Here is a 17,503-nt window from a genome sequence, read left to right on the forward strand (position 1 = left end):
ATGGCCTGGTTCAAGAAGAAAACCCCACCCGCAGCCGCGGCCGATGAAAGCGCCGGCGCGGCGGCCGACCCTGGCGCCGCTGCAGTAGCCGCCGAGCCTGAGGCACCCTCGGCGATGGCCGGTGACGCCGCCTCGACAGCCAGCGCGCCGGCGCCCGATCCTGCGCCATCGCCTGCAGGCCCGGCGCAGCCCTCGATGATGCAGACGATGAATGCGCACCTGCTCAAGCAGGCCGGCACGCCCAGCAGCGACAGCACCGATGCCCTGAACAGCCAGATCGTCCAGGCGGTGCAGTTCAGCAATGCCCAGACCTTCAGCTATGCCCCGGCGCAGATCGCAGCAGCGCCGGACATGATGATCAGCCAGGCCGCCGGCCTGGTGGCGCAGTCGGCGGCGGGGTATTTCGACGGGGTCAGCAAGCTGGCCCTGGCGGCCCAGGCGGTGCTGCTCAAGCAGATGACCGAGAACATCGTCAAAGAGAACGTCAAGGGGGCTGCCGAGGATGCCCTGGGCGCGTTGGTCACCGATCTGCTGGTGGGCGCGGCGGCTGCGGTGGCGGCGGCTGCCGGAGCCATGGAGGCCGACGCGGCCGGCGTGGCCATCGACAAGATCGACCAGAGCATCGCCAAGTACAGCAGCACCCTGGCCAATCGCACACCGTCCTCCTGAGCAAGCGCCCCGGGCGCGCCAGGTGCCCGGGGCCTGCACGGCCAGGAGCATGACCGCGACACAGGCTTTTCCCCTGGCGTTGAAGTTCGACGGACCCGGTGCCCAGCCCTTCAACGTCATTCATTGAGTAAGGAGCATGCAATGGCGAATGAAGAGCAGACCCCGATGGCGACGATATTCGGCTTTGCCGAGAAGTATCTGAAACGCCCGTTGACCCAGGTCGAGCGCCAGGTACTGGAGGCATTTGCCCAGGACAAGCCGCTGGACATGTCCAGGGCCGCGCAACAGAGCGTCGATCAGGCGCGGCAGCGGGCCACGGAGCTGATGCAGTCCGATGGGCTGCGCACCCGGCAGATCATCGATCAACTGGCCGGTTCCGCCGCCGCGGGCAAGGCCGATCCCCAGGCGCGGGAGCTGGTGCTGCGCCAACTGCTGGCGGCCGCCGAGTCCGAGGAGCCGCTGTCGGTATCGCCCCCCGGGGCCGGCCTGGTGACGACCGCCGCCGCTGCAGCCGCCGCGGCGGCGCTGGCGCCGGCACTGTCCCCGGCCAGCTTCCCGGTGGACGATCCGCAGCTCAAGGCAATGATCAACGCCCTGGTCCAGCAGGAGGTGAAAGCCGCGGTCGAGGCGCGGATGGCCGGGCTGTCGCAGAAAGTCGAAGACACCCTCAAGCAACTGACCGCCGGCAGTGGGCAATAAGGGCCCCCTGAAATAACCGCAAGGCCGTTCAAGCCCCGCTTCACAGCATCAGGGCTGCCACGTTCACTCAATGACACGGAATGCTCCGTGTGCCTAACAAAGGAAGTTGAGCCATGCCACTTGTAAACGAACAAATCACCGATGCCGTCACCCAGACCAACGTCAAGGTCGTCGCCGAAGCGCCGGCCATGGCGATGGGCACCATCTACCAATCCATGGCCCAGGCCACCGCGATACTGTTCCAGAACTCGGTCTCGGCGCAGCAGCAGCAAAACACCCTGGCCCAGGCGGCCACCAACCAGGGCGTGATGCAGATCTACAGCGTCGACACTACCGCCGGGGCGGCGGCCACCGAAAAAGTCGCCCAGGGCGGGGTCTCCGACAACCTCACCAGCCTGTTGACGGTTCTCAAGTCCTTTCAGAGCTGATGGCTGAAAGCCTGATTTTCCGTTGAACCTACCTGCTGAAAAAATGGAGTTTTTATGAGCACAGTCAGTCCGCAAATCACCGATGCCGTCACCCAGACCAACGTCAAGGTCGTCGCCGAAGCGCCAGCCATGTCGATGGGCACCATCTACCAGTCCATGGGCCAGTCCGTGGCCATCCTGTTCCAGAACTCGGTTTCGGCGCAGCAGCAGCAAAACACCCTGGCCCAGGCGGCCACCAACCAGGGCGTGATGCAGATCTACAGCGTCGACACCACCGCCGGTGCGTCGGCCACCGAGAAAGTCGCCCAGGGCGGTGTGGCCGACAACCTCACCAGCCTGTTGACGGTGCTCAAGTCGTTCAGTAGCTGACCGTTCCACAGGCGCCATGCCAGCGCCCCCGCCGCCTGCCATAGGCTGCGGGGGCGTTGTCTTTTGCCCGGCGGCATGGGAGGTTGAAGCGGATTTTTTACCGCTAGGCGCCTTTACGTTCTTTTTTTCGAACAGCCTATTGTCCTTTACCCCCGTTGACCCTAGGATTCGTTTGAGATTTCAAACGCTCTTGCCTGGGTGCCCAAACGCACGTCTATTCTTGTGTGCGACTTTTTCGTGCTTTTACCCAGTGAACGATTTTCCTGACGGCAGCCTGGCCACGGGCTGGTGACAGCGCCCCGGCGCTCTCCTCCTGACCTGGCGCCTTTCTACAATCACAATTCGCCCCGCGTATGCGCGGTGCTGTTAAGGAAGCCGACATGCAGCTCAAAGACGCCCAGTTGTTCCGCCAACAAGCCTTCATCGATGGAGCTTGGGTCGACGCGGACAACGGCCAGACGATCAAGGTCAACAACCCCGCTACCGGTGAAATCCTCGGTACCGTGCCAAAGATGGGCGCTGCCGAAACCCGCCGCGCCATCGAGGCCGCCGACAAGGCCCTGCCGGCCTGGCGTGCCCTGACCGCCAAGGAGCGCGCCACCAAGCTGCGCCGCTGGTATGAATTGCTGATCGAGAACCAGGACGACCTGGGTCGCCTGATGACCCTGGAGCAGGGCAAGCCGCTGGCCGAAGCCAAGGGCGAAATCGCCTACGCCGCCTCCTTCATCGAATGGTTCGCCGAAGAAGCCAAGCGCATCTACGGCGACGTGATTCCCGGCCACCAGCCCGACAAGCGCCTGATCGTGATCAAGCAGCCGATCGGCGTGACCGCGGCCATCACCCCGTGGAACTTCCCGGCGGCGATGATCACCCGTAAAGCCGGCCCGGCCCTGGCCGCCGGTTGCACCATGGTCATCAAGCCCGCTTCGCAAACCCCGTTCTCGGCCCTGGCCCTGGTGGAACTGGCGCACCGTGCCGGCATCCCGAAAGGCGTGCTGAGCGTGGTCACCGGCAGCGCCGGCGACATCGGCGGCGAGCTCACCAGCAACCCGATCGTGCGCAAGCTGTCGTTCACCGGCTCTACCGAGATCGGTCGCCAGCTGATGGCCGAATGCGCCAAGGACATCAAGAAAGTCTCCCTGGAGCTGGGCGGCAACGCGCCGTTCATCGTGTTCGACGACGCGGACCTGGATAAGGCCGTCGAAGGCGCGATCATCTCCAAGTACCGCAACAACGGCCAGACCTGCGTCTGCGCCAACCGCCTGTACATCCAGGATTCGGTCTACGACGCCTTCGCCGAGAAATTGAAGGCAGCAGTGGCCAAGCTGAAGATCGGCAACGGCCTGGAAGAAGGCACCACCACTGGCCCGCTGATCGACGAAAAAGCCGTGGCCAAGGTCCAGGAACACATCGCCGACGCCCTGAAAAAAGGCGCGACCCTGCTGGCCGGCGGCAAGTCCATGGAAGGCAACTTCTTCGAGCCGACCATCCTGGTCAACGTGCCCAAGGATGCAGCCGTGGCCAAGGAAGAAACCTTTGGCCCACTGGCGCCGCTGTTCCGCTTCAAAGACGAAGCCGAAGTCATCGCCATGTCCAACGACACCGAATTCGGCCTGGCCTCGTACTTCTATGCCCGCGACCTGGGCCGTGTGTTCCGTGTGGCCGAGGCCCTGGAATACGGCATGGTCGGGGTCAACACCGGCCTGATCTCCAACGAAGTGGCGCCGTTCGGCGGCATCAAGGCCTCGGGCCTGGGCCGTGAAGGTTCCAAGTACGGGATCGAGGATTACCTGGAAATCAAATACCTCTGCCTGGGTATCTGATCCGGTTTCAAGCGCCGGGGGCACGAGAGCGCTGTCCCCCTGCGCAGCTTTAAAAAACGCACTTTTCAAGGTGGCCCGGGACCGCTCCGACAGTCGATCATCGCATGCTGTCGCAGCCGCTTCCCCGCCCCGCAACCCTTGAATCACACCGCTGCCGCAGCGGTGAATGAGGACACTATGAGCAAGACCAACGCATCTTTGATGAAACGCCGTGAAGCCGCTGTACCGCGCGGTGTTGGCCAGATTCACCCGATCTTCGCCGACAGCGCGAAGAACGCCACCGTCACCGACGTTGAAGGCCGCGAGTTCATCGACTTCGCCGGCGGTATCGCGGTACTGAACACCGGTCACGTGCACCCGAAGATCATCGCCGCAGTGACCGAGCAACTGAACAAGCTGACCCACACCTGCTTCCAGGTCCTGGCCTACGAGCCTTACGTGGAGCTGTGCGAGAAAATCAACGCCAAGGTGCCAGGTGATTTCGCCAAGAAAACCCTGCTGGTGACCACCGGTTCCGAAGCCGTCGAGAACGCCGTGAAGATTGCCCGTGCCGCCACTGGCCGCGCCGGCGTGATCGCCTTCACCGGCGCCTACCACGGCCGCACCATGATGACCCTGGGCCTGACCGGCAAGGTCGTGCCGTACTCGGCTGGCATGGGCCTGATGCCAGGCGGCATCTTCCGCGCGCTGTACCCGAATGAACTGCACGGCGTGAGCATCGACGACTCCATCGCCAGCATCGAGCGCATCTTCAAGAACGACGCCGAGCCCCGTGATATCGCTGCGATCATCATCGAGCCGGTACAGGGCGAAGGCGGCTTCTACGTCGCGCCCAAAGAGTTCATGAAGCGCCTGCGCGCCCTGTGCGACCAGCACGGCATCCTGCTGATCGCTGACGAAGTGCAGACCGGCGCTGGCCGTACCGGCACCTTCTTCGCCATGGAACAGATGGGCGTTACCGCCGACCTGACCACCTTCGCCAAGTCCATCGCCGGCGGCTTCCCGCTGGCCGGTGTCTGCGGCAAGGCCGAGTACATGGACGCCATCGCTCCAGGCGGCCTGGGCGGCACCTACGCCGGTAGCCCGATCGCTTGTGCGGCGGCCCTGGCGGTGATGGAAGTGTTCGAGGAAGAGCACCTGCTGGATCGCTGCAAGGCTGTTGGCGAGCGCCTGGTGACCGGCCTCAAGGCCATCCAGGCCAAGTACCCGGTGATCGGTGAAGTGCGTGCCCTGGGCGCGATGATCGCGGTGGAACTGTTCGAGAATGGCGACAGCCACAAGCCGAACGCCGCTGCCGTGGCCCAGGTCGTGGCCAAGGCTCGCGACAAGGGGCTGATCCTGCTGTCCTGCGGCACCTACGGCAACGTTCTGCGGGTTCTGGTACCGCTGACCTCGCCGGATGCCCAGCTGGACAAAGGCCTGGCCATCATCGAAGAGTGCTTCGCTGAACTCTGATGACGCTGTGACCTGATCGACAGAAAAACCCGCTTCGGCGGGTTTTTTTTCGCCCTCAGGCGGCTCCAGGGGGATTTGCGTTGTATGGAAGCCCGCGCATTGACTAAGGTGCAAGGGATTGCCTAGGGAGCGTGCTGCATGACCGCTGTTGATTTACCCGCTGTACCTCGCGTGCTGATTGCCGAGGCTGATCCCTGGTCTCGTGATTTGCTCAAGCAAGTGCTGTTGAACGTGCGCTGTGATGCGCGTCTGGACTTGTGTGCCGACGGTCAGGAGGCCATGGACCTGCTGAGCGCCAAACCCTATGACCTGATCATTGCCGATTGGGAGCTGCCGGGCATCGATGGCCTGTCGCTGCTGCGCGCGGTGCGCCAGCGCAAGCGCAACCCGGTGCAGCCGTTCATCCTGCTGAGCGTGCGTAGCGACAGCGCCAGCGTGCGCGAGGCCTTGCCCCTGGCGCCCACTGCCTACCTGACCAAGCCCCTGAACATGGAGGGGCTGACCCAGCGCCTGCAGGGCCTGCTGCTGGACGCCGGCCAGGAAGTCTCCTGCGAGGTGCCGGCCCTGGCGCCGGGCATGACCCTGTGGTCCTTTCTCGAACGCCGGCGCGATGTGGCCGACGGCGCGCCGCTGCTCACCGATGTGCAACTGGCGGTCAAGCGCAGCCTCAACCCCGAAGGCCTGGATCTCAAGGTGCTGGAGGAAGAGATCCGCACCGATCCCCAGGTCACCGCGGTGCTGATCGCTGCAGCCAACAGCGCCGCGCAGCACCATGGCGACGGCGTACAGACCCTGTCCCAGGCCCTGCATCGGCTGGGCACCGGGCAGAGCATGAACCTGATCCTCGGCCTGACCCTCAAGCGCAGCGCGCGCCTGAGCGATCCGGCCCTGGCCGACTATGCCGAGCGCTATTGGGAGCTGTCCCTGCATACCGCGGAATACGGCCGGACCCTGGCGCGCCTGCTGGACCTGGACCAGGAGCGCTGCTACTGCGCCGGGCTACTGCATCGCCTGGGCGACCTGGCGCTACTGCGTTGCTTGCAGGAGTGGAAACAGGCCGGCGGCGAGCTGGACGACCAGGAAGAAATCGGCGATGCCCTGGAGCGCTTTGGCGCGGCCTACGGCTCGGCGCTGCGGACCCGCTGGCGCATGCCCCTTGAACTGCGGGAACTGATTGCCTCGATCTACCAGTTGGGCGGTGGGGTGTATTCCCGCGAGGCGCTGGTGATGAACCTGGCGGCGCAGCTGGCGCGGCTGACCGAGCACGAAGGGGTGGAAGAGATCGCGCGCTGCAAGACCGCGCGGCTGCTGAAGGTCGGGCTGCCGGAACTGACCCGCCTGCGCAAGGGCTGAACCACTGTAGGAGCCGGCTGGCTCGAGTCTTGTGCAAGCCTTGCGGGCGCCTTTGCGGGCCAGCCAGCTCCTACGGGCGAGTGATCGCGGGTTTATCCGATGATGATGCGGTTCTTGCCCTGGCGCTTGGCTTCGTACATGGCGCTGTCGGCGCGGGCGAACAGATTGTCCAGGCTTTCGTCTTCCGCCAGCAGGCCGGTCAGGCCCTGGCTCACGGTGATGGTGAACGTCTGGCCCTGGTGGCTGAAATTCTGGCGCTGGATCTCCCGTTGCAGGCGCTCGGCCACCTGGCGGGCCATGTCCGCGGTGCAGCCGGGAAAAACCGCGGCGAACTCCTCGCCACCGATCCGCCCGAACAGGTCGCCGCGACGCAGGGCCGCGCGCCCGCTTTCGGCGATACGCTGCAGGACGATGTCGCCTTCGGGGTGGCCGTAGGTGTCGTTGATCACTTTGAAGTCATCGATATCCAGCAGCAGGAAGGCCAGGGACGAGCCTTGCAGGCGCGCCTGCTCGAACTCGCGGTTGGCGCATTCGAAGAAGTGCCGACGGTTGCTGCTCTGGGTCAGCACGTCGGTGGTGGCCAGGCGTTGCAACTCGGTTTCCAGCTGCTTCTTTTCGGTGATGTCTTCGGCGATGCCGACCACGATCAGGCGTTGCCCGGGCTCGGCATTGCGGTTGATGAAGCATTTGTCGCTGAGCCAGCGCACCTGGCCCTGGGCATCGATGATGCGGTATTCGCGATCTTCCACCGCGCCCTTTTCCAGGACCTGGGCCAGGCTGCGCTCGGCGTACTCCAGGTCATCGGGGTAGATGCTGTCGCGCCATTGATTGCAGTCCGCCAGGAGCAGGCCTGCGGGGCGACCGAAGATCCGTTCATAGGCCGGGCTGACGTACAGCACCTGGCGGCTGTCCCAGTCATAGGCCCAGAGCACCGCGTTGACGCTGACCAGCAGCGAGCTGAACAGCTGCTCGCGTTCGGTCAGGCGGGCCACTTCGCCCTGTGCATGCATCAGGGCCATCAGGGTTTGCGCGGCTTCGGGCCACTGGGGAAGCGCAGAGGGAGTGTGTGGGTTCTTGTTGACCATCGGCACAGTTCTCAAAGGGCGTGCCGCGCGTCGTTAGGCAGCGGCTACAACCAAGCCCGCCTGGGTGGCGAAGTGTTGTTTGAGATAGGGGATCGGGCGCTAAGTTCCCGGCCGCTACAGCGATAGCGCGAGCGCCCGCCAGACGGTCGAGAGGGGCCTGCAAGGCTTGATTTCAGAAGGGCAGCCCCTCGCCACGGGAGTGGCGAGGGGCTGGGGTCAGGCGGTGGTGGGACGCAGGGAATAGGTCTTGAGCTGATGGGCGAAATCACGCAGGGACTGAATGCCGCTGGCCTCGGCCTCGTGTACCCAATCCTTGATGGCCGCGAGCATGTCGTGGCCGTTGGAGCTGGTCTTGACCCAGATCTGCTGCAGGGCCAGACGCTTCTCGTAGATCACCTTCAAGGCCTGGCTGTGCTCCAGCATGCTCTGGATGCGCAGGTGGTGGCGGTCTTCCAGCAGGCTGGTTTCCCGGGACAGCAGGCGCTTGGCGCGGTGGAACTGGTGGCGCACCGAATGATCGACCTTGGCCAGTTCCTGTTTCACCAGCGGGCCGATCACCAGCTTGCGGTACTGGGCCATGATCTGGAACCGGTTGTTGAGGATGGCCATGGCGGTGTCCATGTCCAGGTGGCCCTTGCCTTCGACCCGGTGGGCGATGGGCGCCACGCGCTGGACCCTGGCCAGACGCAGGAAGCTGAAGACCTTGATCCAGGCCCAGCCCAGGTCGAACTCCCACTTCTTCACCGAGAGCTTGGCCGAGTTGGGGTAGGTGTGGTGGTTGTTGTGCAGCTCTTCGCCGCCGACGATGATGCCCCAGGGCACCAGGTTGGTGGCGGCGTCGCGGCATTCGAAGTTGCGGTAGCCCACCGCATGCCCCAGGCCATTGATGACCCCGGCGGCCCAGAACGGAATCCACATCATCTGGATGGCCCAGATGGTGATGCCGATGGTGCCGAACAGCAGCAGGTCGATGGCTGCCATCAGCGCCACGCCGCCCAGCTTGTAGCGGCTGTAGAGGTTGCGTTCGATCCAGTCTTCCGGGCAGTTCTTGCCGTAGATGCGCAGGGTCTCCGGGTTCTTCGCCTCTTCGCGATACAGCTCTGCGCCCTTGCGCAGCACGGTGGACAGGCCCTTGACCACCGGGCTGTGGGGGTCGTCGGCGGTTTCGCACTTGGCGTGGTGCTTGCGGTGGATGGCGGTCCACTCGCGGGTGTTCTGCGCCGTGGTCAGCCACAGCCAGAAGCGGAAGAAATGTTTCAGGCCGGCGTTGAGTTCCAGGGAACGGTGCGCGGAATAGCGATGCAGATAGACCGTGACCGCGACAATGGTCACGTGGGTCATCAACAGGGTGACTGCCACCAGTTGCCAGGCGGACAAGCCAAGTAAACCTTCGTACCACATAGGCGATAAGGCCCTCGATAAAGAAAAAAACAGCCCAGGCATTATCACTAAGCCCACTGAGAAAACCAGTCGCCCTTTCAGATAAGAGTGGCGGAATGTTTCTTCCTCTATAATCCCAAACTTTTCGTGTGGAAATAGACGGACTTATGTCGGTTTCTTATCGCAATGGTTTGCGTGCCGCGCTGCTCTATCTGCTGTTGTCGCTGGTCTGGTTGCAGTTCAGTGGTTACTTATTGAGCAGTTTCTTCGATGAGTTTTCCGATCGGGCCCATTGGCAACTGGTTGGCGGCTATGCCTGGGCGGTGGTCAGCGCGGTGCTGATCTTCTTCGCCCGGGCCCGTCTGCTGCGGGTGTTGGGGGCCGATCGCTGGCTGCGCCACCAGCAGAAGGACCGCGAGCGCCTGCGCCAGGCGGCGGCGGTGTTCGACTGCACCCGCGAAGGGGTGCTGGTGAGCGATACCCAGGGGCAGATCGTCCACGTCAACCGCGCCTTCATCGAAATCACCGGCTACCAGCGCGAAGAGGTGCTGGGCCGCCAGCCGAGCCTGTTCAAGTCCGGGCATCATTCGGCGCAGTTCTATCAATCGATGTTCGACTCGTTGCAGAAGACCGATGAGTGGAGCGGTGAAATCTGGAATCGGCGCAAGAGCGGCGAGATCTACCCGCAATGGCAGACCATCCGCGCGATCCGCGATGAGCAGGGCGAGCTGACTCATTACGTTGCGGTATTTTCCGACATCAGCGCGATCAAGGATTCCGAGCACGAGCTGGCTCACCTGGCCCATCACGATCCGCTGACCGACCTGCCCAACCGCCTGCTGTTCACCGACCGTGCCGAACAGGCCCTGGCTTCGGCGCAGATCCACAAGCGCGGCTGCGCCATGCTGATGATCGATCTGGACCACTTCAAGATGATCAACGACAGCCTGGGGCACAACGTCGGCGACCAACTGCTCAAGGCGGTTGCCGAGCGCCTGGGAGGGATGTTCGGCCCGGGCATCACCCTGGCGCGCCTGGGCGGCGACGAGTTCGCGGTGCTGGCCGAAAGCTGCCCGCAGCTGGTGCAGGCGGCGGCCCTGGCCCAGCGCATCATCGACGGCCTCAAGGAGCCCTTCCAGCTCGGCGAGCAGCAGGTGGTGATCAACGCCAGTATCGGTATCAGCCTGTTTCCCAGCGACGCGTTGAGTGCCAGCCAACTGCTGCGCAACGCCGATGCGGCGCTGTTCAAGGCCAAAAGCGCCGGGCGCAACGGTTACGCCCTGTACACCGAGGAGCTCACCGCCCATGCCCAGCAGCGGGTGGAAATCGCCTTCGAGCTGCGCCGCGCCCTGGACCAGCAGGAACTGCGGGTCTACTACCAGCCGGTGCACGACCTCAAGACCAGCCGCCTGGTAGGCGTCGAGGCCCTGGTGCGCTGGGAGCATCCCGAGCGCGGGCTGGTGTCGCCGGCGGAGTTCATACCGATTGCCGAGCGCACCGGGATGATTGCCGAGATCGATGCCTGGGTCATGCAGCAGGCTTGCCGGCAGATGTGCCAGTGGCAGGCCGATGGCGTGGTGCTGTCGTTTATCGCGGTGAATGTCTCGACCCGCCTGTTCGCCCGCAGCGAGCTGTACCAGCAGGTGGCCCAGGTGCTGCACGAGACCGGGCTGGATCCGGCCTACCTGGAGCTGGAAGTCACCGAAAGCGCGGTGATGGACGATCCCGAAGTGGCCCTGGAGCAGATGCACCGTTTGCGCGAGCTGGGTATTCGCCTGGCCATCGACGACTTCGGCACGGGCTACTCCTCCCTGCTGCGGCTCAAGCGCCTGCCGGTGCAGAAGCTCAAGATCGACCAGGGTTTTGTCGCCGGCCTGCCGTTCGACGAGGACGATGCAGCGATATCCCGGGTAATCATTGCCCTGGCCCAGAGCATGGGCATGCAGGTGCATGCCGAGGGTATCGAGCAGGTGGAACAGGCGCGTTTCCTTCTGGAACACGCCTGCGACCTGGGCCAGGGCTACTGGTTCGGCCGGCCGATGCCGGCGGCGCAACTGGTCTGGAGCAACGCCCCGCAGATCCGTTGATCCCTGTAGCCGCTGGCGCAGGCTGCGAACGGTTTGGGCGGCATACCGACGTGGCAGGTGCGGTGTTGAGGTTTGGCGCAAGGGCGCCAGGCAAGGCCCTGGGGGCCTTTGCGCAGCCTCGCTGAAGCTCGGCAGCGGCTACAGGGTTGGGGCTAAGCTGCTGTCAGCTCGAATAATTTCTTCTGGTTATATAAACATTCTTAAATAGTATTTTTAAGAATATCCGGCCCTATCTAGTATTGCTCCCACGCCGCAAGCAGTGCCGCCACTGCCAGGCACATCCCACTCAGGAGCAACACCATGAGCGCATCTCTACGTAGCGTTGACGGCCAGGACGAAGCAACCATCTTGCGGGAAATTCAAAGCGCACTGCGCGACCTGCGCTTCGGTGCGGTGGAAATCACCGTGCACAACGCCCAGGTCGTGCAGATCGAACGCAAGGAAAAATTCCGTCTGCAGCAGCCCGGCCACAAACCGAGTTGAAAGTACCTCGCTGAACACCGCGTCACCCTCTCGCGAACGAGAGGCCCGACTGGTCAACCGGAGGGCGTCATCCATGACCCCCTGCACGAATCCCAGCGTTCCTTTTCGAATGCGGGCTGAAATCGCCATAAGAAAAATGCCAGCACCTTAAAAAATTTCAGGAGCTTCACCATGTCGTCGATTCGCCGTTATGCCCTGGCCGCCCTCGCCAGCGCCGTTTTCGCCGGTTCCGCTGTTGCCAAGGACTATGAGCTGCTCAATGTGTCCTATGACCCGACCCGTGAGCTGTACCAGGATTACAACGCCGAGTTCGTGAACTTCTGGAAGAAGGACCACCCGGGCGACAACGTGAAGATCCAGCAATCCCACGGTGGCTCCGGCAAGCAGGGCCGGGCGGTGATCGACGGCCTGCGGGCCGACGTGGTGACCCTGGCCCTGGCCGGTGACATCGACGAAATCGCCAAGCTCGGCAAGACCCTGCCGGCGGACTGGCAGAAGCGCCTGCCCGACGCCAGCACGCCCTACACTTCGACCATCGTGTTCCTGGTGCGCAAGGGCAACCCCAAGGGCATCAAGGATTGGGGCGACCTGATCAAGAAAGACGTCTCGGTGATCACCCCGAACCCGAAAACCTCCGGTGGTGCACGCTGGAACTTCCTCGCCGCCTGGGCCTACGGCCTGAAGGCCGGTGGCAGTGAGGCCAAAGCTCAGGAATACGTGAAAGAACTGTTCAAGCACGTACCGGTACTGGACACCGGGGCCCGCGGCTCGACCATCACCTTCGTCAACAACGGCCAGGGCGACGTGCTGCTGGCCTGGGAAAACGAAGCTTTCCTGGCCCTCAAGGAAGATGGCGGCGCCGACAAGTTCGATATCGTCGTGCCTTCGCTGTCGATCCTCGCCGAGCCGCCGGTGGCGGTGGTGGACAAGAACGCCGAGAAGAAAGGCAACACCCAGATCGCCGAGGCCTACCTCAAACACCTGTACAGCCCGGCCGGCCAGGAAATTGCCGCGAAGAACTTCTACCGCCCACGGGACAAGGACATCGCCGCCAAATATGCCCAGCAGTTCCCGAAACTGGACCTGGTGACTATCGACAAGGACTTCGGCGGCTGGAAAACTGCCCAACCGAAATTCTTCAATGACGGTGGCGTGTTCGACCAGATCTACACGGCGCAATAACCCTGTTGTAGGGGCTGGCTTGCCAGCGAAGGCGCCCCTGAGGGCAAAGCACGACTTGCGGGCCCTTTGGCCGGCAAGCCGGCTCCTACCAGGCAGAGCCCGCATTGAGTTGCGGGTTTTGCGTATCCGTTTCGTTAACCAAGGACTCTTATGTCGCGTCGTATCTCCCCCGTCATACCCGGCTTCGGGCTGACGCTGGGCTACACCTTGGTGTACCTCAGCCTGATTGTGCTCATCCCCCTGGCGGCGATGTTCGTGCATGCCGCGCAACTTACCTGGGAACAGTTCTGGGCGATCATTTCGGCGCCACGGGTGCTCGCCGCGCTCAAGCTGAGCTTCGGTACCGCGTTGTATGCGGCCATCATCAACGGCGTCATCGGCACCCTGCTGGCCTGGGTCCTGGTGCGCTACAGCTTCCCCGGGCGCAAGATCATCGATGCCATGATCGACCTGCCATTCGCCCTGCCCACCGCCGTGGCGGGCATTGCCCTGACTGCGCTCTACGCGCCCACCGGCCTGGTGGGGCAGTTCGCCACCGACCTGGGTTTCAAGATCGCCTACACCCCCCTGGGCATCACCCTGGCACTGACCTTCGTCACCCTGCCATTCGTGGTGCGCACGGTGCAGCCGGTGCTGGCGGACATCCCCCGTGAAGTGGAAGAAGCCGCCGCCTGCCTGGGTGCCAAGCCGTGGCAGGTGTTCCGCCATATCCTGGTACCGGCCCTGCTGCCGGCCTGGCTCACCGGTTTTGCCCTGGCCTTTGCCCGCGGCGTGGGCGAGTACGGCTCGGTGATCTTCATCGCCGGCAACATGCCGATGAAGACCGAGATCCTGCCCCTGCTGATCATGGTCAAGCTCGACCAGTACGATTACACCGGCGCCACTTCCATCGGCGTGCTGATGCTGGTGGTTTCCTTCATTCTGCTGCTGCTGATCAACCTGCTGCAGCGGCGCATCGAACGACCTTAAGGAGGCGCGACCATGTCCCAATCGTCCATTTCCGCCGCGTCCTCCGCCAACGCCGCCCGCCGTGGCAGCGCCACCTCGCGGCGCCTGCTGATCGGCCTCGGCTGGCTGATCTTCGCCCTGTTCCTGCTGCTGCCGCTGTTCATCGTGGTGTCCCAGGGCCTGAAGCTCGGCCTGGGGGCGTTCTTCGATGCGATCTTCGAGCCCGACGCCCTGTCGGCGCTGAAACTCACGGTGATCGCGGTGCTGATCTCGGTGCCCCTGAACCTGGTGTTCGGGGTCAGCGCGGCCTGGTGCGTGAGCAAGTACTCGTTCCGCGGCAAGAGCATCCTGGTGACCCTGATCGACCTGCCGTTCTCGGTGTCGCCGGTGATCGCCGGCCTGGTCTATGTGCTGATGTTCGGCGCCCAGGGCCTGTTCGGCCCGTGGCTTTCGGACCACGACATCCAGATCGTCTTCGCCTTGCCGGGCATTGTCCTGGCCACCATCTTCGTCACCGTGCCCTTCGTTGCCCGGGAACTGATCCCGCTGATGCAGGAGCAGGGCACCCAGGAAGAGGAGGCCGCCAGGTTGCTGGGGGCCAATGGCTGGCAGATGTTCTGGCACGTCACCGTGCCCAACATCAAATGGGGCCTGATCTACGGCGTGGTGCTGTGTACCGCCCGGGCCATGGGTGAGTTCGGCGCGGTGTCGGTGGTTTCCGGGCACATTCGCGGGGTCACCAACACCCTGCCGCTGCACGTGGAAATCCTCTACAACGAGTACAACCACGTCGCCGCCTTTGCCGTCGCCAGCCTGTTGCTGATCCTTGCGTTGTTCATCCTGCTGCTCAAGCAGTGGAGCGAATCCCGAATCAACCGCCTGCGCGCCAGCGCCGCGGAGGAATAAGTCATGTCGATCGAAGTCCGTAACGTCAGCAAGAACTTCAACGCCTTCAAGGCCCTGAACAGCATCAACCTGGACATCCAGAGCGGCGAGCTGGTGGCCCTGCTGGGCCCGTCCGGCTGCGGCAAGACCACTCTGCTGCGGATCATCGCCGGGCTGGAAACCCCGGACCAAGGCAGCATCGTGTTCCACGGCGAGGATGTCTCGGGCCACGACGTGCGTGATCGCAACGTCGGTTTCGTGTTCCAGCACTACGCCCTGTTCCGCCACATGAGCGTGTTCGACAACGTTGCCTTCGGCCTGCGCATGAAGCCGAAGAACCAGCGCCCCAGCGAGAGCAAGATCGCCGAGAAGGTCCACGAGCTGCTGAACATGGTGCAGCTGGACTGGCTCTCCGACCGTTACCCGGAACAGCTCTCCGGCGGCCAGCGCCAGCGTATCGCCCTGGCCCGCGCCCTGGCGGTGGAGCCCAAGGTGCTGCTGCTGGACGAACCCTTCGGCGCCCTCGACGCCAAGGTGCGCAAGGAGCTGCGGCGCTGGCTGGCGCGGCTGCACGAAGACATCAACCTGACTTCGGTATTCGTTACCCACGACCAGGAAGAAGCCATGGAAGTGGCCGACCGCATCGTGGTGATGAACAAGGGCGTGATCGAGCAGATCGGTTCCCCGGGCGAGGTCTACGAGAACCCGGCCAGCGACTTCGTCTACCACTTCCTCGGCGACTCCAACCGCCTGCACCTGGGGGAGGACAACCACGTGCTGTTCCGGCCTCACGAAGTGTCGCTGTCGCGTTCCGAACTGGAAGACCACCACGCCGCCGAAGTGCGGGATATCCGTCCGCTGGGGGCCACCACCCGGGTGACCCTGAAGGTGGAAGGGCAGAGCGAACTGATCGAAGCCGAAGTGGTGAAGGACCACGACAGCCTGATCGGCCTGGCCCGTGGCGAAACCCTGTTCTTCAAGCCCAAGGTCTGGCAGAAACACGCCAGCCTCTGACCCCGCCGACATCACGCCCGCTGTAGGAGCTGGCTTGCCAGCGAAAGCGTCCTTCAGGTTTGCACCTGGCTCGAAGGCCTCTTCGCCGGCAAGCCGGCTCCTGCGGGGGCCGGCCCAATATTCCCGAAGCGTTCCCGGGCTTCAGACCATGGCTTTCTTGTGCCGCAGGGCCACCGGCCCGGAACGCTGCTCGATGGCCTGCTTCAGGTCATGGCGCAGGCCCAGCAGGAAGGCCAGTTCGGCCACCACGAACAGCGGACCGACGATCAAACCCGACAGATCATCGACAAAGGCCGGCTTGCGGCCCTCGTAGTAATGGCCGATGAACTGGATCACCCAACCGATCACGAACAGGCCCAGGCCGCTGCTCAGCCAGAGCCCGGTACTTTGCGCCGCCAGCACCTGGCCGGCCCACACCGATAGCGCCATCAGCACCGTCATCAGCACCCCCAGGCGCACTTCCAGGCGCAGGTAGAACACTGACGCGGCCAGGGCCAGCAGCAACGCCGGCGACCACGACAGCCCGGCCATGCTCCAGGCGGGACGCGACAACAGCACGGCCACCGCCACCACGATCATCGGAATGCCGATAAAGTGGCTGGCGATATTGCGCGGGTCGCGGTGGTAGGCGGCGTATTGACTGAGATGATCAACGAGGCTTTTCATTGTTGTTCCTCCGTTAGGGTGGCTCGATCATGCCCGGCGGCGGTGCTCGGCTCTGTCAGCTAGGCGACAATCATTGCGATGCCCTGAGGGAAAGACCTGTTCATGGACCTGCACCAGTGGCGTGAATGCCTGATGACCGGCCAGTGGTTCAGCCACCTGCCGGCTTCCTTACAGAATAGTTTGCTCGACAGTGCGCGCCTGCGCCGGCTGACGGCGGGGCAGTGCCTGTTCCGGCGCGGCGATCCGCCCTGCGGGCTGTACGCGGTGCTCGAGGGCACGGTGCGGGTGGGCGCGGTCAGCGAGCAGGGCAAGGAGGCCTTGCTGAGCCTGATGGAAGCGCCCCACTGGTTCGGCGAGATCTGCCTGTTCGACGGCCAGCCCCGTACCCACGATGCCTACGCCGAGGGCGCCTGCACTCTGCTCCAGGTGCCGCAGGCGAATCTGCTGCAACTACTGGAGCAGCAGCCGCAATACTGGCGCCAGTTCGCCCTGCTGATGAGCCATAAACTGCGCCTGGCCTTTATCAACCTGGAGCAGTTGAGCCTGATGCCGGCCCCGGCGCGGGTGGCCAGCCGCCTGCTGGCGATGGCCGCCGGCTACGGTGAAGTGGCCCAGGCCCGCCGCGTGCTGCAATTGCCCCAGGAACAACTGGCGCTGATGCTCTCGCTGTCGCGCCAGACCACCAACCAGATCCTCAAGGAGCTGCAGCACCAGGGCATCCTGCGCCTGAGCTATGGCGAGATCGAAATCCTCGACACCGAGCGCCTGCGCGCCCTGACCTCGCCATAGAAGCCCCCGCGATGTCCCTGCCTCCCGTAGGAGCTGGCTTGCCAGCGAAGGGGCCCGCGAGATTGCCTTCGCCGGCAAGCCGGCTCCTACAGAAACCCCCACGTTGTCCCTGCCTCCCGTAGGAGCTGGCTTGCCAGCGAAGAGGCCCGCAAGATCGCCTTCGCCGGCAAGCCGGCTCCTACAGAAAC

17 protein-coding genes are annotated in these 17,503 nt (G+C 63.9%); 14 read left to right on the forward strand and 3 right to left on the reverse strand.

The window, feature by feature from the left end; translation table 11 throughout:
* The 7 genes from BM382_RS20290 (at position 1) to BM382_RS20320 (ending at position 6,796) form a co-directional block, all read left to right on the forward strand.
* On the forward strand, positions 1-669 hold the full coding sequence (locus BM382_RS20290; RefSeq protein ID WP_011058561.1) for a hypothetical protein: 669 nt from the start codon (positions 1-3) through the stop codon (positions 667-669).
* A gap of 141 nt (positions 670-810) precedes the next feature.
* Positions 811-1,368 carry a hypothetical protein gene (locus BM382_RS20295; RefSeq protein ID WP_072443739.1) on the forward strand — a complete coding sequence of 186 codons (558 nt, stop codon included), beginning with the start codon at positions 811-813 and terminating at the stop codon, positions 1,366-1,368.
* A gap of 113 nt (positions 1,369-1,481) precedes the next feature.
* The gene (locus tag BM382_RS20300) at positions 1,482-1,796 is read left to right on the forward strand and encodes a RebB family R body protein (RefSeq protein WP_011058563.1); all 315 of its coding nucleotides are present in this window, start codon (positions 1,482-1,484) and stop codon (positions 1,794-1,796) included.
* A gap of 54 nt (positions 1,797-1,850) precedes the next feature.
* A complete protein-coding gene (locus BM382_RS20305) occupies positions 1,851-2,165 on the forward strand; it encodes a RebB family R body protein (RefSeq protein WP_011058564.1) in 315 nt (104 codons plus the stop codon).
* Between the two features lie 380 nt (positions 2,166-2,545).
* Positions 2,546-3,988: an NADP-dependent succinate-semialdehyde dehydrogenase gene (gene gabD, locus BM382_RS20310; RefSeq protein WP_011058565.1), complete on the forward strand. Its 1,443-nt coding sequence runs from the start codon at positions 2,546-2,548 to the stop codon at positions 3,986-3,988.
* Positions 3,989-4,165: 177 nt separating this feature from the next.
* Complete coding sequence (gene gabT, locus BM382_RS20315) at positions 4,166-5,443, forward strand: 4-aminobutyrate--2-oxoglutarate transaminase (RefSeq protein WP_011058566.1); 1,278 nt, start codon at positions 4,166-4,168, stop codon at positions 5,441-5,443.
* A gap of 138 nt (positions 5,444-5,581) precedes the next feature.
* Entirely contained in the window at positions 5,582-6,796 is a 1,215-nt protein-coding gene (locus BM382_RS20320) for a response regulator (RefSeq protein ID WP_072443741.1), read from the forward strand.
* Positions 6,797-6,888: 92 nt separating this feature from the next.
* Here the strand turns inward: BM382_RS20320 and BM382_RS20325 are convergent, their stop codons facing one another.
* Both BM382_RS20325 and desA read right to left on the reverse strand, forming a co-directional pair.
* On the reverse strand, positions 6,889-7,881 hold the full coding sequence (locus BM382_RS20325) for a GGDEF domain-containing protein (RefSeq protein ID WP_072443743.1): 993 nt from the start codon (positions 7,879-7,881) through the stop codon (positions 6,889-6,891).
* 216 nt (positions 7,882-8,097) lie between these two features.
* Positions 8,098-9,282 carry a delta-9 fatty acid desaturase DesA gene (gene desA, locus BM382_RS20330; RefSeq protein ID WP_011058569.1) on the reverse strand — a complete coding sequence of 395 codons (1,185 nt, stop codon included), beginning with the start codon at positions 9,280-9,282 and terminating at the stop codon, positions 8,098-8,100.
* Positions 9,283-9,428: 146 nt separating this feature from the next.
* Here desA and dibA point away from each other — a divergent pair, with 146 nt between their 5' ends.
* From dibA to BM382_RS20360, 6 genes are all read left to right on the forward strand, one after another.
* The gene (gene dibA, locus BM382_RS20335; RefSeq protein ID WP_011058570.1) at positions 9,429-11,348 is read left to right on the forward strand and encodes a phosphodiesterase DibA; all 1,920 of its coding nucleotides are present in this window, start codon (positions 9,429-9,431) and stop codon (positions 11,346-11,348) included.
* A gap of 300 nt (positions 11,349-11,648) precedes the next feature.
* On the forward strand, positions 11,649-11,831 hold the full coding sequence (gene oscA / locus BM382_RS20340) for a sulfur starvation response protein OscA (RefSeq protein ID WP_011058571.1): 183 nt from the start codon (positions 11,649-11,651) through the stop codon (positions 11,829-11,831).
* A gap of 171 nt (positions 11,832-12,002) precedes the next feature.
* Positions 12,003-13,013 carry a sulfate ABC transporter substrate-binding protein gene (locus BM382_RS20345; RefSeq protein WP_011058572.1) on the forward strand — a complete coding sequence of 337 codons (1,011 nt, stop codon included), beginning with the start codon at positions 12,003-12,005 and terminating at the stop codon, positions 13,011-13,013.
* A 150-nt stretch (positions 13,014-13,163) separates the two neighbouring features.
* Positions 13,164-13,982, forward strand: a complete 819-nt coding sequence (gene cysT / locus BM382_RS20350; protein ID WP_011058573.1) for a sulfate ABC transporter permease subunit CysT — start codon at positions 13,164-13,166, stop codon at positions 13,980-13,982.
* 12 nt (positions 13,983-13,994) lie between these two features.
* Positions 13,995-14,867: a sulfate ABC transporter permease subunit CysW gene (gene cysW / locus BM382_RS20355; RefSeq protein ID WP_011058574.1), complete on the forward strand. Its 873-nt coding sequence runs from the start codon at positions 13,995-13,997 to the stop codon at positions 14,865-14,867.
* Positions 14,868-14,870: 3 nt separating this feature from the next.
* Positions 14,871-15,860: a sulfate/molybdate ABC transporter ATP-binding protein gene (locus BM382_RS20360; protein WP_011058575.1), complete on the forward strand. Its 990-nt coding sequence runs from the start codon at positions 14,871-14,873 to the stop codon at positions 15,858-15,860.
* A gap of 141 nt (positions 15,861-16,001) precedes the next feature.
* On the opposite strand, the gene BM382_RS20365 is transcribed toward BM382_RS20360, so the two are convergent.
* Entirely contained in the window at positions 16,002-16,526 is a 525-nt protein-coding gene (locus BM382_RS20365) for an Mpo1 family 2-hydroxy fatty acid dioxygenase (RefSeq protein ID WP_041115120.1), read from the reverse strand.
* A 102-nt stretch (positions 16,527-16,628) separates the two neighbouring features.
* Between BM382_RS20365 and BM382_RS20370 the strand changes: the two genes are divergently transcribed.
* The gene (locus BM382_RS20370) at positions 16,629-17,315 is read left to right on the forward strand and encodes a Crp/Fnr family transcriptional regulator (protein ID WP_011058577.1); all 687 of its coding nucleotides are present in this window, start codon (positions 16,629-16,631) and stop codon (positions 17,313-17,315) included.
* Positions 17,316-17,503 lie beyond the last annotated feature (188 nt).

Origin of the sequence: Pseudomonas sp. NFPP25 (assembly GCF_900116505.1) — a bacterium.
Classification (GTDB): domain Bacteria; phylum Pseudomonadota; class Gammaproteobacteria; order Pseudomonadales; family Pseudomonadaceae; genus Aquipseudomonas; species Aquipseudomonas protegens.